Source organism: Pseudomonadota bacterium (genome assembly GCA_039196715.1).
Lineage (GTDB): Bacteria > Pseudomonadota > Gammaproteobacteria > CALCKW01 > CALCKW01 > CALCKW01.
On the sequence record JBCCUP010000004.1, the window covers coordinates 23,664 to 38,267 of the forward strand.

At 64.9% G+C, this 14,604-nt stretch carries 15 protein-coding genes; 2 read left to right on the top strand and 13 right to left on the bottom strand.

The features are described 5' to 3' along the window. The first annotated feature begins 96 nt into the window (after positions 1-96). On the top strand, positions 97-1,251 hold the full coding sequence (alr, locus tag AAGA11_02955; GenBank protein MEM9601801.1) for an alanine racemase: 1,155 nt from the start codon (positions 97-99) through the stop codon (positions 1,249-1,251). Then, positions 1,248-2,414: a lipid-A-disaccharide synthase gene (gene lpxB, locus AAGA11_02960; GenBank protein MEM9601802.1), complete on the top strand. Its 1,167-nt coding sequence runs from the start codon at positions 1,248-1,250 to the stop codon at positions 2,412-2,414. Before alr ends, lpxB begins: the two co-directional genes overlap by 4 nt. Here lpxB and lpxA read toward each other — a convergent pair. The 13 genes from lpxA to rpsB all read right to left on the bottom strand — a co-directional run bounded on the left by lpxA (position 2,403) and on the right by rpsB (position 14,566). Then, entirely contained in the window at positions 2,403-3,203 is an 801-nt protein-coding gene (lpxA, locus tag AAGA11_02965; protein ID MEM9601803.1) for an acyl-ACP--UDP-N-acetylglucosamine O-acyltransferase, read from the bottom strand. The genes lpxB and lpxA overlap by 12 nt on opposite strands. Then, positions 3,200-3,637 carry a 3-hydroxyacyl-ACP dehydratase FabZ gene (gene fabZ / locus AAGA11_02970; protein MEM9601804.1) on the bottom strand — a complete coding sequence of 146 codons (438 nt, stop codon included), beginning with the start codon at positions 3,635-3,637 and terminating at the stop codon, positions 3,200-3,202. The genes lpxA and fabZ overlap by 4 nt, the downstream gene beginning before the upstream one ends. 149 nt (positions 3,638-3,786) lie before the next feature. Continuing rightward, complete coding sequence (gene lpxD / locus AAGA11_02975) at positions 3,787-4,773, bottom strand: UDP-3-O-(3-hydroxymyristoyl)glucosamine N-acyltransferase (GenBank protein MEM9601805.1); 987 nt, start codon at positions 4,771-4,773, stop codon at positions 3,787-3,789. Then, on the bottom strand, positions 4,774-5,280 hold the full coding sequence (locus tag AAGA11_02980; GenBank protein ID MEM9601806.1) for an OmpH family outer membrane protein: 507 nt from the start codon (positions 5,278-5,280) through the stop codon (positions 4,774-4,776). It abuts the gene before it with no gap. 74 nt (positions 5,281-5,354) lie between these two features. Next, complete coding sequence (gene bamA / locus AAGA11_02985) at positions 5,355-7,655, bottom strand: outer membrane protein assembly factor BamA (protein ID MEM9601807.1); 2,301 nt, start codon at positions 7,653-7,655, stop codon at positions 5,355-5,357. Positions 7,656-7,755: 100 nt separating this feature from the next. Continuing rightward, entirely contained in the window at positions 7,756-9,135 is a 1,380-nt protein-coding gene (gene rseP / locus AAGA11_02990; protein MEM9601808.1) for an RIP metalloprotease RseP, read from the bottom strand. Continuing rightward, the gene (locus AAGA11_02995) at positions 9,132-9,830 is read right to left on the bottom strand and encodes a hypothetical protein (GenBank protein MEM9601809.1); all 699 of its coding nucleotides are present in this window, start codon (positions 9,828-9,830) and stop codon (positions 9,132-9,134) included. Before AAGA11_02995 ends, rseP begins: the two co-directional genes overlap by 4 nt. After that, a complete protein-coding gene (locus tag AAGA11_03000) occupies positions 9,827-10,630 on the bottom strand; it encodes a phosphatidate cytidylyltransferase (GenBank protein ID MEM9601810.1) in 804 nt (267 codons plus the stop codon). The genes AAGA11_02995 and AAGA11_03000 overlap by 4 nt, the downstream gene beginning before the upstream one ends. After that, positions 10,623-11,399 (bottom strand): polyprenyl diphosphate synthase, encoded by a 777-nt coding sequence (uppS, locus tag AAGA11_03005; protein ID MEM9601811.1) that lies wholly within the window; start codon positions 11,397-11,399, stop codon positions 10,623-10,625. Before uppS ends, AAGA11_03000 begins: the two co-directional genes overlap by 8 nt. 33 nt (positions 11,400-11,432) lie before the next feature. Further along, complete coding sequence (frr, locus tag AAGA11_03010; protein MEM9601812.1) at positions 11,433-11,990, bottom strand: ribosome recycling factor; 558 nt, start codon at positions 11,988-11,990, stop codon at positions 11,433-11,435. Between the two features lie 6 nt (positions 11,991-11,996). After that, positions 11,997-12,716, bottom strand: a complete 720-nt coding sequence (gene pyrH / locus AAGA11_03015; GenBank protein ID MEM9601813.1) for a UMP kinase — start codon at positions 12,714-12,716, stop codon at positions 11,997-11,999. Positions 12,717-12,817: 101 nt separating this feature from the next. Next, positions 12,818-13,708, bottom strand: a complete 891-nt coding sequence (gene tsf, locus AAGA11_03020; GenBank protein MEM9601814.1) for a translation elongation factor Ts — start codon at positions 13,706-13,708, stop codon at positions 12,818-12,820. A gap of 105 nt (positions 13,709-13,813) precedes the next feature. Continuing rightward, complete coding sequence (rpsB, locus tag AAGA11_03025; protein MEM9601815.1) at positions 13,814-14,566, bottom strand: 30S ribosomal protein S2; 753 nt, start codon at positions 14,564-14,566, stop codon at positions 13,814-13,816. Positions 14,567-14,604: the final 38 nt, after the last annotated feature.

Consider the following 14,604-nt stretch of genomic DNA (forward strand, 5'->3'; position numbering starts at 1 on the left):
TGCAATACTTGCAGGCCAGCTGTCAGTGTTGCTCGATGAGCGCGCTTGTTCGCTCGCTGAGCACGTCACTGAGTATAGATGCCCGAGAACCCGCCCGTGACCGACCTCCTCAGCGCTTACACTGTCCCCGCCAGCACGGCGAGGCCCACCCGCCTTGATGTCGATCTCGACGCGATCACCGCCAACTACGACAGCCTCTCCCGCCACGCCGGTCAACCGTCCATGGCGGTGCTCAAAGCCAACGCGTACGGCCACGGCATCGGCGTGGTCGCACGCCACCTGGCCAGCACGGGTGTAGCTTACTTCGGCGTCGCCTATCTCGAAGAAGCCCTGCTGATTCGCGCGCTCGGCATCCGGACGCCGATGCTGGTGTTCGGCGGTGTGGTGCTCGAGCAGGTGGCAGATTTTCTTGCGCACGACATCCAACTGGCGGCGTCATCGGTGGCGAAACTGATGCACATCGACCGGGTTGCGGGCGAGCTCGGTGTCCGTGCGACGGTACACCTGAAAATCGACACCGGCATGGAGCGAATCGGGACCCACTACTACAACGCCGAAGCGCTCTTTGCAGCGGCAAAACGGGCGCAGCACTGCGACATCGCCGGGGTGTTTTCCCACTTTGCCAATGCCGACGACGCCGACCTCAGCTACACACACCTCCAACTTGCCCGTTTCAACGACTGCGTTGCAGCACTGAGTGACACCCTTGGTTATCAGCCGCTCCGACACATCGCCAACTCGGCTGCCACGCTGGCGCTGCCCGACGCCCACCTCGACATGGTGCGCTGCGGCCAGGCCCTGTTCGGCGCCCTGCCCGCCCCCCACCTGGCTGACTGCGTGCGCTTGCACGCCGCGATGCGGTGGGAATCTCGCGTGGTGTTCACCAAGGTGGTCAAACCCGACCACCCGGTCAGCTACGGGTGCACCTGGCAGAGCGAAACCGACACCCGCGTGGTGACCGTTCCCGTGGGGTACGCCGATGGCTACCCGCGGCGGCTGTCGAACCGCGGCGAGGTCCTGATTCGGGGCAAGCGCTACCCTGTGGTCGGGCGCGTTTGCATGGACCAGATCATGGTCAACGTCGGCGAAGACGAGGCGGCCAACGGCGAGACCGTCACGCTGATGGGCGACGCCTTGACGGTCTGTGATGTCGCCGAGCACGCCGACACCATCGCGCACGACATTCTTGCAGGCATCAGCGCCAGGGTGCCGCGCCGCTACCTGCGTGGCGGTCACGAGATCACGCCTTGAGCTTCAAACTGATGATCAGCGCGGGCGAAGCCAGCAGCGATCTGCATGCCGCCAACGCCCTGAAGACACTGCAGGCGCGCGGCGTGCACCCACAGTGCTTCGGCATGGGTGGGCTGGGCTTGCAAGAGCTCGGGATGCGCCTGGATGTCGACAACCGTGAACTCGCGGTGATCGGCATCGTCGAGGTGCTCGCACGCTACCCGGAATTCAAGCGCAAGCTGCGCCTGCTGAGGTCGCTTCTGGCAGAGGAGAAACCGGACCTCCTGATGCTGGTCGACTACCCGGATTTCAACCTCAAGCTGGCCGAGACCGCGGTCTCACTGAACATTCCGGTGTTGTATTACATCAGCCCGCAGATCTGGGCGTGGCGAGCCGGCCGCATCAAGCGGATCGGCCGCCTGGTGTCACACATGGCTGTGCTGTTCCCGTTCGAGACCAAGTACTACGAAGCCGAGCACATCCCCGTGAGCTATGTGGGTCACCCGCTCATGGATGAGGTGCCCCGCGACCTCGAGCGCGCTGACTGCCGCTTCACACTCGATCTCCCTCACGACGCCCGGGTGATCGGCCTGTTGCCCGGCAGCCGACGCGGCGAACTCAATCGCCTGTTGCCGGTGTTGATCGAGGCCGCTCGGTTGCTGTTGCAGCGCGATCCGACACTGCGATTCGTCCTGCCCCTCGCTGACGCGCTTGACGACGCCTTGCTCGATGCCCACCCCGCACTTGCCGAGCTGCCGCTGCAGGTCGTCAGACGCAACACGCACGTGGCGATCACCGCGTGCGACGCCGTGGCTGTGGCCTCGGGCACCGCAACCCTCGAGGTCGCCCTGCTCGGGGTGCCGATGGTGATTCTCTACAAGGTACAAGCGGTCAACTACGCGATTCTCTCGCGCCTGGTGCGCATACCCCACATCGGTCTCGTGAACATCGTCGCCGAGCGCGGCATCGTCACCGAGCTCATCCAGAACGAAGCGACCCCGGATGCGGTGTGCGCTGAACTGACGCGTTTGCTGGATGACCCGACGCACGCCGACACGGTGCGGCGCGACCTTGCAGACGTCAGTGCGCGCATGGGCGCACCCGGTGCGTCAGCGCGGGTCGGTCAGCTTATCGAGCAGCTCGCCACACCGGCGCGCGGAGGCGAGACCGGCTCAGGCCTCTGACGGTGCCTTGCGCGTGTTGTGACGCACAACGCCGCGCGTACTCGAGGCAACGAACTGGGCAAAATGCGCCACCTCCGGGTGTGCCCGCACCAGCTCGTCGATGTCCTGCAGCGCCTGTTGACGGTCGCCGTGCCGGCGGATCAAGGACGCGTAAGCGCGCTTGAGCCCCGACAGCGTCTCCCGCGCAAAGCCCTTGCGACGCAGACCGACGAGGTTGATGCCACGCGCCTTGGCAAAGTTGCCCGACACCAGCGTGTAGGGCGCCACATCGCAATTGATGGCCGAGCCCATGCCCGCGAAACTGTGGCACCCGACCCGACAGAACTGGTGCACCAGGGAAAACCCCGCCAAGGTGGCGTGGTCTTCGACAACGACGTGGCCTGCGAGCGAGGCGCCGTTTGAAAACACCACGTGGTTTCCAACCTGGCAATCGTGGGCGATGTGCGTGTACGCCATGAAGAGGTTGTGGTCGCCCAGGCGGGTATAGCCACCGCCCTGACCGGTGCCGCGGTTGATCGTGGCGTACTCACGGATGGTGTTGTGGTCTCCGATCTCGAGCCAGGTCTCTTCGCCATCGAATTTCAGATCCTGCGGCGCGCCGCCAACGGACGCGAACGCGTGAATCCGATTGTGCGCACCGATGCGGGTCGGGCCCTCGATCACCACGTGCGGATCGATCACCGTGTTGGGTCCAAGCGATACCCGATCGCCAATGACGCTGTAGGCGCCCACCTCGCAACTCGGGTCGACTTGGGCTCCGTTGTGCACCACCGCGGTAGGGTGAATCATGCGGGCTTGTCCTGGACGGCGATCATGAGCTCGGCAGTGGCGGCGACGTCGCCATCGACCGTGGCCTCGCCCTGAAACCGCCAGATGCCGCGGCGCGACTTGATCACCCCGACGTTCAACACCAGCTGGTCGCCCGGCACGACCTGCCGTTTGAACCGTGCGTTGTCGATACCGACGAACAGGTAGAGCTGACCCAGGGCACTGCCATCCGCTGCCCGGAAGGCACACAGTGCCGAGGCCTGGGCAAGCGCTTCAAGGATGAGCACACCCGGGAAAATCGGAAGGTCGGGAAAATGCCCCTGAAACTGCGGTTCATTCGCCGACACGTTCTTGATCGCCTTGATCGACACGCCGACGTCGATGTCCACGACCCGATCGACCAGCAGAAACGGGTAACGGTGCGGCAGGTGTGTGAGGATGTCGGTCAGTTCCATCGGCGGGGATCCGGCTGAGGCTGTGGCGGGGTGGCCCGCACCGGGTCGGTCGGTGCGCGCGCGACCGACAGTGCGTCCAAAAGAGTATAGCCGCCCGCCGTTTGTGCCGACAGACGCGGGCCACACCAACCCCAGCCGAGGCCGTTTCGTCAGCGCCGATCGAGTCGCCGAAAGCGTGCAACCAGACGGCGCCAGACCCGCACCGGCAAGACCGGCATGACCGAGGAGTAGACACCGGGTGACGCAATGCTGCCGCTGACAACGGAGTGGCCGAGCAAAACCACACCGTCGCAGATGTCGAGGTGCCCGAGGATCGCGCTGTGACCACCGATCTGCACGCGCTTGCCGATGCGCGTACTGCCCGCCACACCCGTGCACCCGGCGAGCGCACTGTGCTCGCCTATCACCACGTTGTGGCCGATCTGAATCTGGTTGTCGAGAATCACGCCGTCGCCAATGACGGTGTCGTCGATGGCGCCACGGTCGATGGTGGTATTTGCGCCGATGTCGACGCTGTCGCCAATGCGCACGCTGCCGAGCTGCCGCACCTTGTGCCAATGGCCCGCGCGGTCAGGCGCAAAGCCGAACCCGTCCGCACCGATCACGGCACCGCTGTGCACGGTGCAGGCCCGACCGAGGCTGACGCCATCACACAGCGTCACGCGCGGGTGCAAGCGTGTGTCCGCGCCGACCACGACATCGGTGCCAAGGAAGCACTGCGGCCCGATGCTGCAGCCCGCGCCGACCTGCGCACCGGCCTCGACCACCGCGTGCGCACCGATGCACGCCGTCGCGTGAACCTCAGCGGTGTCCGCGACGCTCGCGCTCGGGTGCACACCCGGGACGACGGCGGGCGCGGGGTACAACCACTGCGTCAGGCGCGCATAGTCGAGCCGTGGGTTGTCGCTCAACAGCCGCGTCGCCGAACATGCCTGGTCGAACTGCGGGCGGACAATGACAACGCCCGCCGACGAGCCCGGCAGTTCGGTGGCGAGCTTCTCATTGTCGACAAAGGTGGCGTCATCGGCGGTCGCCGTGTCGAACGGGGCGAGCGCAGACACGCGCCGTGTCGGATCGCCGGAGACGGTCAGGGAGAGGGCCGACGCGATCTCCTCAGCCGTGACGGTGCGAGCCACTCAGTTCTGCTCGCGGAGCTGTTGCAGCACGCGCTCGGTGACGTCGACCCGCTCACTCGCGAACACCACGCCGTCGGTCAGGATGACGTCGAAGCCCTGCGCGTTGGCGAAAGCCGCGACCGACTGCAATACCTCTTCGCGAACGTTACGCAATTCGATGTTGCGCTGGATGTTGAGGTCCTCGCGAAAGGCCTGTTCGGTGCGCACAAGACGGCGTTCCAGCTCGACGATACGCCGCTGCAGTTCGACGGTCTCCTCGGCGCCGTCTTCCGCGTTGGTGGCCTCCTCACGCAACGCGTCGAGCAAGCCGCTTGTCTCGGCAACCTCGCGTTGCCGCGGTTGAAACTCGAGCTCGAGTCGTTTGGTGGCAGCCGCGGCCTGCGGTGAGTTGTCGATCAGGTAGCCGACGTTGACAAACCCGATCCGGGCGCCGTCCGCGCCCCACGCCGGCTGCCCGAGCACGAGCGCGCACAACACGACAACGGCAACGGCAAACTGCTTGGCCATGGCATACCCGGCACTGGAGGACACCGCCAGTCTACCAAAACCGGCCACCGACAGAGGCCGTTCGCGGCGCAGATTCAGAACGAGATGTTGAACTGGAAGGCCTCAAGTTCATCATCCGGCTCCTCGTCGAAGGGCTTTGCAAGGCTGAACTTCAGCGGCCCGATGGGCGACAACCACGTGAAACCCACGCCGTAGGTCAGGCGCAACTCGGACGCCTCGAAGCTGTCGGCGTCGGTGAACACGTTGCCGGCGTCAATGAACAGGCTCATGCGCGTGCGACGCGGTCCGATGGTTTCCTCCGCGCCGGAGAGATTCGGCGGCGGAAACAGCAACGCGAGTGTGGCCTCGAGTCCGACATCACCGCCAGCCGCGTCGCCTTGTGAATCGCGCGGCCCAAGGCTGCTGTTGCGAAAACCACGCACCGAATCGGGGCCGCCCGCGTAGAACCGGTCAAAGAATGGCAGGGTCGTGAAGTCGTCTCCGTACCCTTCGCCGTAGTCGGCTTTCAGACCGAAACTCAACACAGTGTCACCGAACAGCGGACGGTAGGTGTCGAAACCGTAGCCGAGCTTGTAGTAGGGGTAGTCGTGGTTCGGCGCTCCACCCTTGAGGGTGATACGGTGAATCGTGCCGACGTTCGGAAAGACAATCCGGTCACGGGTGTCGTGGGTGTATCCCAGGGTCAGATTCAAGCCGGCAAACCGGTCCCCGTTGGTGGCGAGGAAATCGCGGATCTCGGTGGAGGTCTGATCGGTTTCATCGATCTGAATGGAGTCGTAGCCCCAGCCCAGTCGCAGGGTTGCAAACTCACTGCGCGGGATGCCGTAGACCGCACCCAGGCCCCAGGAGTTTGCGATCCACTCGGCGGTGGTTTCGGTGTTCTCGGTGTCGGTGCGTTTGAAGTCCGCCGACAAGGTGCGGCTGATGCCATCCAGCGTGTAGTAGGGCTCGCGGTAGGAGACGTTGATCCGCTCGGTGGTTTCGGAACGGGAGAATCCGAGCTTGACGTTGTTGCCGGACCCGAAGGCACTGTGCAGGTCGAGGTTCAGCGCGAACTGGAAGCCATTGGAGCCGTAGCCGACCGACGCGGTGAAGGTGCCCGGCCCGCCCTCGTTGATGGTCACAACCACGTCGAGCATGTCATCACGGCCTGGCACCCGCTCGGAGCGCACGCCGACCGAGTCGACAAAGGGCAACCGGTTCAGGCGTTCGCGCGACCGGCGGATCAAGGACGGTGAGAACAGGCTGCCCTCCACGATGCGCATTTCGCGTCGGTAGACGCTGTCCTGGTTGCCGATGTTGCCGTTGAACTGAATCCGACGCACGTAGAACCGTCGACCACTGGAGACGATGAAATTGAGGTCGACCTTGCGCTCGGCCTCGTGCTCCTGGGTGGTGATCGTGATGTCTGGAAACGCGTAGCCGTCCTCGCCGAGCCGGTCTCCGATCGCCTCCTGACTCGCACTGACCTCACGCCGGGAGAAGATGTCGCCCGACGCCACCGTGAGGGCCGCGCGCAGGTCGTCACGCGGCACGGCAAAGTCGCCACCGAGCCGCACGTCGCCGAGCGTGTAGACCGGCCCCTCGTCGATCGTGATGGTGATGAAAACATCTTCGGGGTTCTCGCCCAGTGACACCTGGGTCGAGACGACCTCGAACTTGAGGTAACCCCGGTCGCGGTAAAACGCCTCGAGCCGTTCGACGTCGCCGTCGAGGGTCGCCTTGTTGTAGCGGTCGCGCTGGCTCAGCGGGTTCCAGGGCCGGGCCCGGTGTTCGAACAACTTGAGCAACGTGCTCTCTTCGTACGCCCGGTTGCCGACCACGCGGATGTCGCGGATCTCCGCACGCACGCCTTCGGCGATGGTGATCGCCACCTCGACCTCGTTGCGGTTCAGTTCGGCGACGTCGGTCTCGACCTCCAGGCTGTAGTAGCCCTGGTCGAAGTAGACCTCGCGAAGCTCGCGGTCGACCGCGTCAAGCGTCGCCCGGTTGAACAGGCGCCCGCGGACGAGGCCGATGTCGCGCAACCGGTCCTGCAAGGTGTCGGAGGGGATCGCCTTGTTGCCTTCGATGGAAAAAGCCGCGATAGCAGGTCGTTCGACCACCTGGACGACCAGTGTGCCCGCGTCGCGGCGCAAGCTCACGTTGTCGAACAGACCGGAGGCGAAGAGGTCCTGGATGAGGCGACCGGTGTCGCGCTGGAGATCGATGTCATCACCTTCCTGCACGGTGATGTAGTTGAGGACAGTGCCTGTGCTGACCCGCACATTGCCTTCGATCTCAATGCGTTCAACACGCATGGACTCGGCCTGCACTGCTCCGGCCACCGACAGCACCACGAGTGCTGACAGCACACGAGCAAGCAATCTCGTCATCGTTCCCGTTTTCCAGAGACAGACAGCGCACCGCAGGACCCTGCGGGCTCGCTAGAGTTTAGAAGATATGACGACCAGTTGACACGCGGGCCGACGCGCGTCAGCCAATCAATCGGAGAATGTCGTTGTAGAACGCGAGGCCCATCAGGCCCGCCAGCAACGCAAGGCCGATCTGTTGCCCGAGCAGCTGCATGCGATCCGACAAGGGCGAGCCCTTGACCGCCTCAATCGCAAAGAACAGCAGGTGTCCGCCATCGAGCACCGGCACGGGCAGGAGGTTCAGCACCGCCAGCGACACGCTGATCAGCGCGATGAATTTGAGGTAGTGATCCACCCCCACGCGGGCCGACTCGCCGGCGAACTGGGCGATGGTGAGCGGGCCACTGACGTTCTCCAGCGCCGCCTGCCCGGTCACGAGCTTGGCGATCATCTGAACCGTCAGGGATGTCATGTGCCAGGTCTGGGCAACGGCCTTGGTCACCGCGTCGACCGGCCCGTAGCGGTCGACGCTTTGCAAGGCAGCCACCTCCTCGCGGTAAGCATCGGTCGTCAGCGCCGAGGCGCCGATGAAACCGTAACGCCCCTCGCCTTCACCCCGACTGCCCGGGATCAGGGTGGTGTCAAAGGTGTCCTGGCCCCGCAACACCGCCACCTGCAAGGGTTCGCCGGGGCTGCTGCGCACCACGTTGACCCAGTCGCCCCAGTCGCCGATGGCCTGACCGTCCACGCGAACGATGCGGTCACCGGAGCGCAACCCGGCCCGCTCGGCTGCCTCACCGGGACTGACCACATCGATCACGGCGTCGAGCGCAGGCAACCACGCGCGCAACCCGGCGTCAGAGACGATGTCGCTGCCCGACTCCAGGGCGCCGCGGGCGTCCACGTCGAGCGCGTGCGAGCGCTCGCCCCCGGAGGGCAACTGCACGCGCAGCGGAACCGGTTCCGTGGGGTTGGCCAGCGCGCTGTCGAGCATCGCCAGGCGCACGCTCTCCCAACTGGCCGTGTCACGCTCACCGACAGCCACGATCTGGCTGCCGGCCATGAGGCCTGCCCGGTCGGCAGCTGACCCGGGAACCGGGGTGTCCATGCGCGGCGCGAGCCCGGAGATGCCGATGACGAACATCAGCCAATACGCGACAATCGCAAGCAGAAAATTGGCGAGCGGCCCGGCGGCCACAATCGCGATGCGGGTCCAGACCGACTGCCGGTTGAAGGCCCGTTCGGCGTCCCGCGGATCGACATCACCCTCACGCTCGTCCAGCATCTTGACGTAGCCACCGAGCGGGATCATCGCGATCACGTACTCGGTGCCGTCGGCGCCGACGCGTCGCCACAACGGCCGACCGAAGCCCACGGCAAAGCGCAGCACCTTCACACCGAGGGTGCGGGCGGTCCAGAAGTGCCCGTATTCGTGGATGGCCACCAGTATGCCGAGCGCCACAATGAAGGACAGGGCATACCAAAGCGTACTGGAAATCATGTTGCTTCCACTGTCGGGTGCGCGATGTGCGCGGCTGCGAATTCACGCGCCTGGCGGTAGGCGTCCAACACCGTGTCGATACACCTCGCCGCCTTGACCTCACTGCGCTGCAAGGTGTGATCCACCACCTCGCTGATGGTTCGAAAGCCGATCTCACGCGCGAGATCCGCGCTGACAGCCATGTCGTTGGCCACGTTCAACACGGCAGTCGCGGTCCCGCCGGTGCGCATGGCCTCGCGGGCCAACCGCAGGGCGGGAGAGGCCGTGCTGTCCGGCTGTTCGAAGCGCAATTGCGCCAGCGCTTCCTTGTGCACCAGCAGTATCCGCGTGCCGGCGCGTGCCGGTGAAAGCGTCGGTCCGAGGCCGGCCGCTCCGGTGATGGCGGACAGCACGGTGTCGGCGTCACCAAACACGGCGACCACGTTGACGCCCGCATTCCCCGAGAGCACCTCGACGCCGGAAACCTCGCCCGCCAACGCCGTCTCCGGAGCACGGGCCGCCGACGGGTCCGCCATCGAGACGACCCACCGGCCAAGACGCAGCCAGAGCGCCCGCATCGCCTCGACACTGTGACCACCGGCCAGCCCGCGAACGCGGAAACGCGACGGGTGACGGGCGACCACATCGAACGCGCTGGCGCCGATCACCCCGGTTGCGCCGAGCACACCGATGCCGAGCGGCAGGCCTGCCGTCATCGCAACACCGCAGGTGCCAGCGCGACGAAGGCCGGCACCGCAGCGAGCAAACTGTCGACGCGGTCGAGGACGCCACCGTGCCCCGGCAGGATCCGGCCACTGTCCTTGACCTGAGCTGCGCGTTTGAGCGTGCTTTCAAACAAGTCGCCGGCGACCGACAACACCGCGGCCACCACCGACGCGGCAATCCAGCTGCCCGGCGACGCGGAGGCCGCATCGAACACCGCGAGCGACAGCAACGCGAGCAGCAGCGCGCACACGAGTCCGCCGACAAAACCCTCGATCGATTTGCCCGGACTGACGTTCGGCGCGAGTTTGCGGTGACCGAAGCGCTTGCCGACGAAATACGCACCGATGTCTGCCGACCAGGCAATCGCCAGTACGTACAACAGCAACCACGGACCGACTGCGTGCAGGGCCACCAGCAACGCGCTGACCGTGGGCAACAACACGACTGCCAGGAGCCCGCGCCACGGTTGCGGCGTCAACACCGCAGCCGTGCGATCGATCCGGAACAACCAGACCACCAAGGCCACCCAGACGGCCAGCACGATGCCGGAAAGCAGCCTCAGTGCTGCACTGTCCAGGGCGAACACGGCCACGCCACTGAGCGCGGTCAGCGCCAGGGCGGCAGACCAGCGCAGTGCACCGTTCAAGCCCTGCAGCGCCGACCACTCGTAGGCCGCTGCCAACGCGACCAACAGAATCAACGCAGAAAAGTAGACGCTGGACCAGAAGAAATCGGCCCACGCCAGCACGACCACCAGTACCAACGCGGTGATAACCCGTTGTTTAAGCACGTTGACTGGCCTGGACCTGCTCGCCCGTCTGCCCGAAACGCCGTTGCACGTCGTTGAAGTGCGCAACCGCGGTGTGAAAGGCGGCAGCATCGAAATCGGGCCACATCACATCGGTGAAATACAGCTCGGTGTAGGCGAGTTGCCAGATCAGGAAGTTGGAAATGCGGATTTCACCGCCCGTGCGGATGAAAAGGTCGGGCTCGGGGACGTCGGCGAGGCTCAGCGCACCGCGCACTCGCGCCTCGTCGATGTCATCAGGTGCCAGCTCACCGCGTGCAACCTGCTCGGCCAGGCTTCGCGTGGCCTGGGTGAGGTCCCACCGGCCGCCGTAGTTCACAGCGATGTGCAAGTTCAGCTTCTGCCCGCCCTCGGTGTCGCGCACGGCCTGGTGCATAGCGTCTTGCAGCTGCGGTGAAAACCGCGACAGGTCGCCGATGAAGTGCAACCTGACACCGTACTTGATCAGGTCGCGCACCTCGTTCTTGAGCGCGCGCAGAAACAACGTCATCAGCACGTTGACTTCCTCAGCCGGGCGCGACCAGTTCTCGCTGCTGAACGCAAAGAGTGTCAAATTGGGGATGCCGTTGCGCACACAGAATTCAACTGCGGCACGCGCCGCTCGCGCGCCGCGCCGGTGACCGTAGGTGCGCGGTTTGCCCCGCCGCTCAGCCCACCGCCCGTTGCCGTCCATGACAATCGCCACGTGCGCCGGCATGCGCAGCGACGCGAGCGGCGCCGGGGTTCGATTGTCAGTCGCCAGGGCGTTCATGTGCGGGCACAGTCCTCTTGCACGGTCGGCGCGTCAGACTTCCATCAGGTCTTTTTCTTTCTCGGCGAGCGCGGCGTCGACTTCCTTGATGAAGCGGTCGGTCAGCGCCTGCACGTCGGTCTCGGAGCGGCGCAGCTCGTCCTCGGAGATCTCTTTCTCCTTCTCGAGCTCTTTGAGGTCGCTGTTGGCATCGCGACGGATGTTCCGCACCGCCACCTTGCCGCCCTCGGCCTCGGCGCGCACGACCTTGACGAGTTCACGCCGCCGCTCCTCGGTCAGCGGGGGCAGGGGAATGCGGATCGCGGTGCCCGCGGTGTTCGGGTTGAGCCCGAGATCCGAGTCGATGATGGCCTTTTCCACCGGTCCGACCATGGTCTTCTCCCACGGGCTGACCAGCAGTGTGCGGGCGTCCTCGACAGACACGTTGGCCACCTGGTTCAGCGGCGTCTCTGCGCCGTAGTACTCCACCACCAGTCCGTCGAGCAGGCTCGCGTGCGCGCGGCCCGTCCGGATGCGGGTGAACTCCTTCTTGAGCGCGACGATGGACTTCGCCATGCGCGTCTCTGCGTCTTCGAGAATTTCGTCAATCATTGGGTTCTACCTGACCGTCGTGCCGACCGCTTCACCGCTGACAACACGCAACATTTCCCCCGGCGTGTTCAGGTTGAACACGCGCAGCGGGATCTCATTGTCACGACACATTACCAGCGCCGTGGTGTCCATGACGCCCAGTTTACGACCGATTGCCTCGTCGTAAGACAACTCGTCGAACAGGACCGCATCGGGGTTCTTGACCGGATCACTGTCGTAGATGCCGTCGACTTTCGTCGCCTTGAGCATCGCGTCTGCGCCGATCTCGACCGCGCGCAAGCTGGCAGCGGAGTCCGTGGTGAAGAACGGGTTCCCGGTGCCGGCTGCAAAAATGACCACCCGCCCCTTTTGCAGGTGTCTGACCGCCCGGCGCTGGATGTAGTCCTCGCACACGTCGTTGATGCGCAGGGCCGACATCACGCGGCAGAACACCCCGAGGTTCTCGAGTGAATCCTGCATTGACAGGCTGTTGATCACGGTGGCGAGCATGCCGATGTGATCGCCGGTGACCCGTTCCATACCGGCCTCGGCCAACCCGGCGCCGCGAAAGATGTTGCCCCCGCCGATCACCAGCGCCACCTCAACGTCCATGTCGTTGAGTTGTTTGATCTCTTCGGCGATGCGACGAATGAAGCTCGGGTCGATGCCGTAGTTCTCATCCCCCATGAGCGCCTCACCACTGAGCTTCAGGAGGATGCGTTTGTACACGGGCTTGACGTTCGACATGGAGACCTCAGCGGTGGTGGCGGCGCTGCACGAGCTCGGTTAAGTATGGACAAAAGAAAGGCCGGCGCAATTGTGCCGGCCTTGATCGGATCGATGCGGGCTCAGGCGTCGCCTTTGGCGGTGGCCATCACCTCGGCAGCGAAATCTTCCTGTTTCTTCTCGATACCCTCGCCCACTTCGAAGCGTACGAACTCCGCGACTGATGCAGACGCCGCATCGAGCAGCTTGCCCACGGTCTGGTCCGGGTCCTTGACGAACGGCTGGCCGACGAGGGTGATCTCGGCGAGGTACTTGCGCATCCGCCCCTCAACCATCTTGTCGATGATCTCGTCGGGTTTACCGCTCTCCTTGGCCTCGGCGACCAGGATGGCCCGCTCTTTCTCGAGCGTCTCGGCCGGTACGCCATCGGCGTCGACGCACACGGGCTTCGACGCCGCCACGTGCATGGCGATGTCTTTGGCGAGGTCCGCAGTACCACCGGACACGGCGGCGACCACGCCAATGCGCGCGCCGTGCAGGTAGACTCCGAGGTCGCCGCCGTCGGGCGCCGACACCAACACGGCGCGGCGCACCTGGATGTTCTCACCAATCTTGGCCACCATCGCCTGACGCACATCGCTCAGCGCATCGCCACCGAAGGCGTCGACCGGTGCGGCGTTCAGCGCGTCGAGGTCTGCGCCATGCGACAGCACGGTCTGCGCAACGGCGTCCGCGAAAGCGACGAAATCATCGCCCATCGAGACAAAGTCGGTCTCGCAGTTGACCTCGACCATCGCGATGGCGCTGTCGTCTGCGGCGCGTGCGACCACGATCTTGCCCTCGGCCGCGGTGCGTCCGGACTTCTTGTCGGCCTTGGCCAGGCCAGCGATCCGCATGTTCTCGACCGCTTTTTCCATATCGCCGCCGGCTTCCACCAGGGCTTTCTTGCACTCCATCATGCCAGCGCCGGTGCGCTCGCGGAGCTCTTTGACTTGAGATGCGGCAATAGCCATCGTCTTCCTCGTCAGGGTTAGAACGCCGCTGGCGCACACGCGCCAGCGAGCGCGGCGCCTCGTCCGCGCGTCACCGCGCGCGAGGTCGCCAGGTTGGACCTTGCGTTATTCGCCCGCCGGGGCCACGTCGGCTTCGGCCGGCTCCTCGACGAAGTCGCCATCACGCCCACCGGACTTGGCGGTCTTCGCCTCCTGGATGGCCTCGGCCGCTGCGGAGGTGAACAGCTTGATCGCGCGCACCGAATCGTCGTTGCCCGGGATCACGTAATCGACCGGAGCCGGGTTGCAGTTGGAATCGACCACGGCAATGACCGGAATGCCGAGTTTCCGCGCTTCGGCGATGGCGATTTTCTCGTGTTCGATGTCGATAACGAACAGCGCGTCCGGCAGGCGCTCCATCTCCTTGATGCCGCCGAGGCTGGTCTCGAGCTTGTTGCGCTCGCGCGTGAGGTCGAGAAATTCCTTCTTGTTGAGGCGCTGTTCGACGCCGTCCTCGATCTGCTGGTCGATTTCCTTGAGCCGACGAACCGACTGCTTGACCGTGCGGAAGTTGGTCATCATGCCACCGAGCCACCGCTTGTCGACGTAGGGCATGTTGCAAGCCGATGCCGCTGACGCAATCGCTTCGCGCGCAGACCGCTTGGTGCCGACGAACAGGATGCGCCCGCCCTTGGCGGACAGCTTGCCCATGAAGTTCAACGCATCTTCAAAGGCCGGCACCGAGTGCTCGAGGTTGAAAATGTGGATCTTGTTGCGTTCGCCGTACAGGTACGGTGCCATCTTGGGGCACCAGTGGCGCGTCTGGTGGCCGAAATGCACACCGGCCTCCAGCATCTGGCGCATGGATACACGAGCCATGAGGGTTTCCTTCTTGTATCGGGTTTGACCACCACACC

Coding starts and splice junctions, on each gene's coding strand:
- AAGA11_02995 (MEM9601809.1), bottom strand. CDS start 9,830: ATGACGGCAGGCCTGCCGCTCGGCATCGGTGTGCTCGGCGCAACCGGG.
- AAGA11_02980 (MEM9601806.1), bottom strand. CDS start 5,280: ATGGCCAAGCAGTTTGCCGTTGCCGTTGTCGTGTTGTGCGCGCTCGTG.
- rpsB (MEM9601815.1), bottom strand. CDS start 14,566: ATGGCTCGTGTATCCATGCGCCAGATGCTGGAGGCCGGTGTGCATTTC.
- uppS (MEM9601811.1), bottom strand. CDS start 11,399: ATGAACGCCCTGGCGACTGACAATCGAACCCCGGCGCCGCTCGCGTCG.
- frr (MEM9601812.1), bottom strand. CDS start 11,990: ATGATTGACGAAATTCTCGAAGACGCAGAGACGCGCATGGCGAAGTCC.
- lpxA (MEM9601803.1), bottom strand. CDS start 3,203: ATGATTCACCCTACCGCGGTGGTGCACAACGGAGCCCAAGTCGACCCG.
- tsf (MEM9601814.1), bottom strand. CDS start 13,708: ATGGCTATTGCCGCATCTCAAGTCAAAGAGCTCCGCGAGCGCACCGGC.
- bamA (MEM9601807.1), bottom strand. CDS start 7,655: ATGACGAGATTGCTTGCTCGTGTGCTGTCAGCACTCGTGGTGCTGTCG.
- fabZ (MEM9601804.1), bottom strand. CDS start 3,637: ATGGAACTGACCGACATCCTCACACACCTGCCGCACCGTTACCCGTTT.
- rseP (MEM9601808.1), bottom strand. CDS start 9,135: ATGATTTCCAGTACGCTTTGGTATGCCCTGTCCTTCATTGTGGCGCTC.
- pyrH (MEM9601813.1), bottom strand. CDS start 12,716: ATGTCGAACGTCAAGCCCGTGTACAAACGCATCCTCCTGAAGCTCAGT.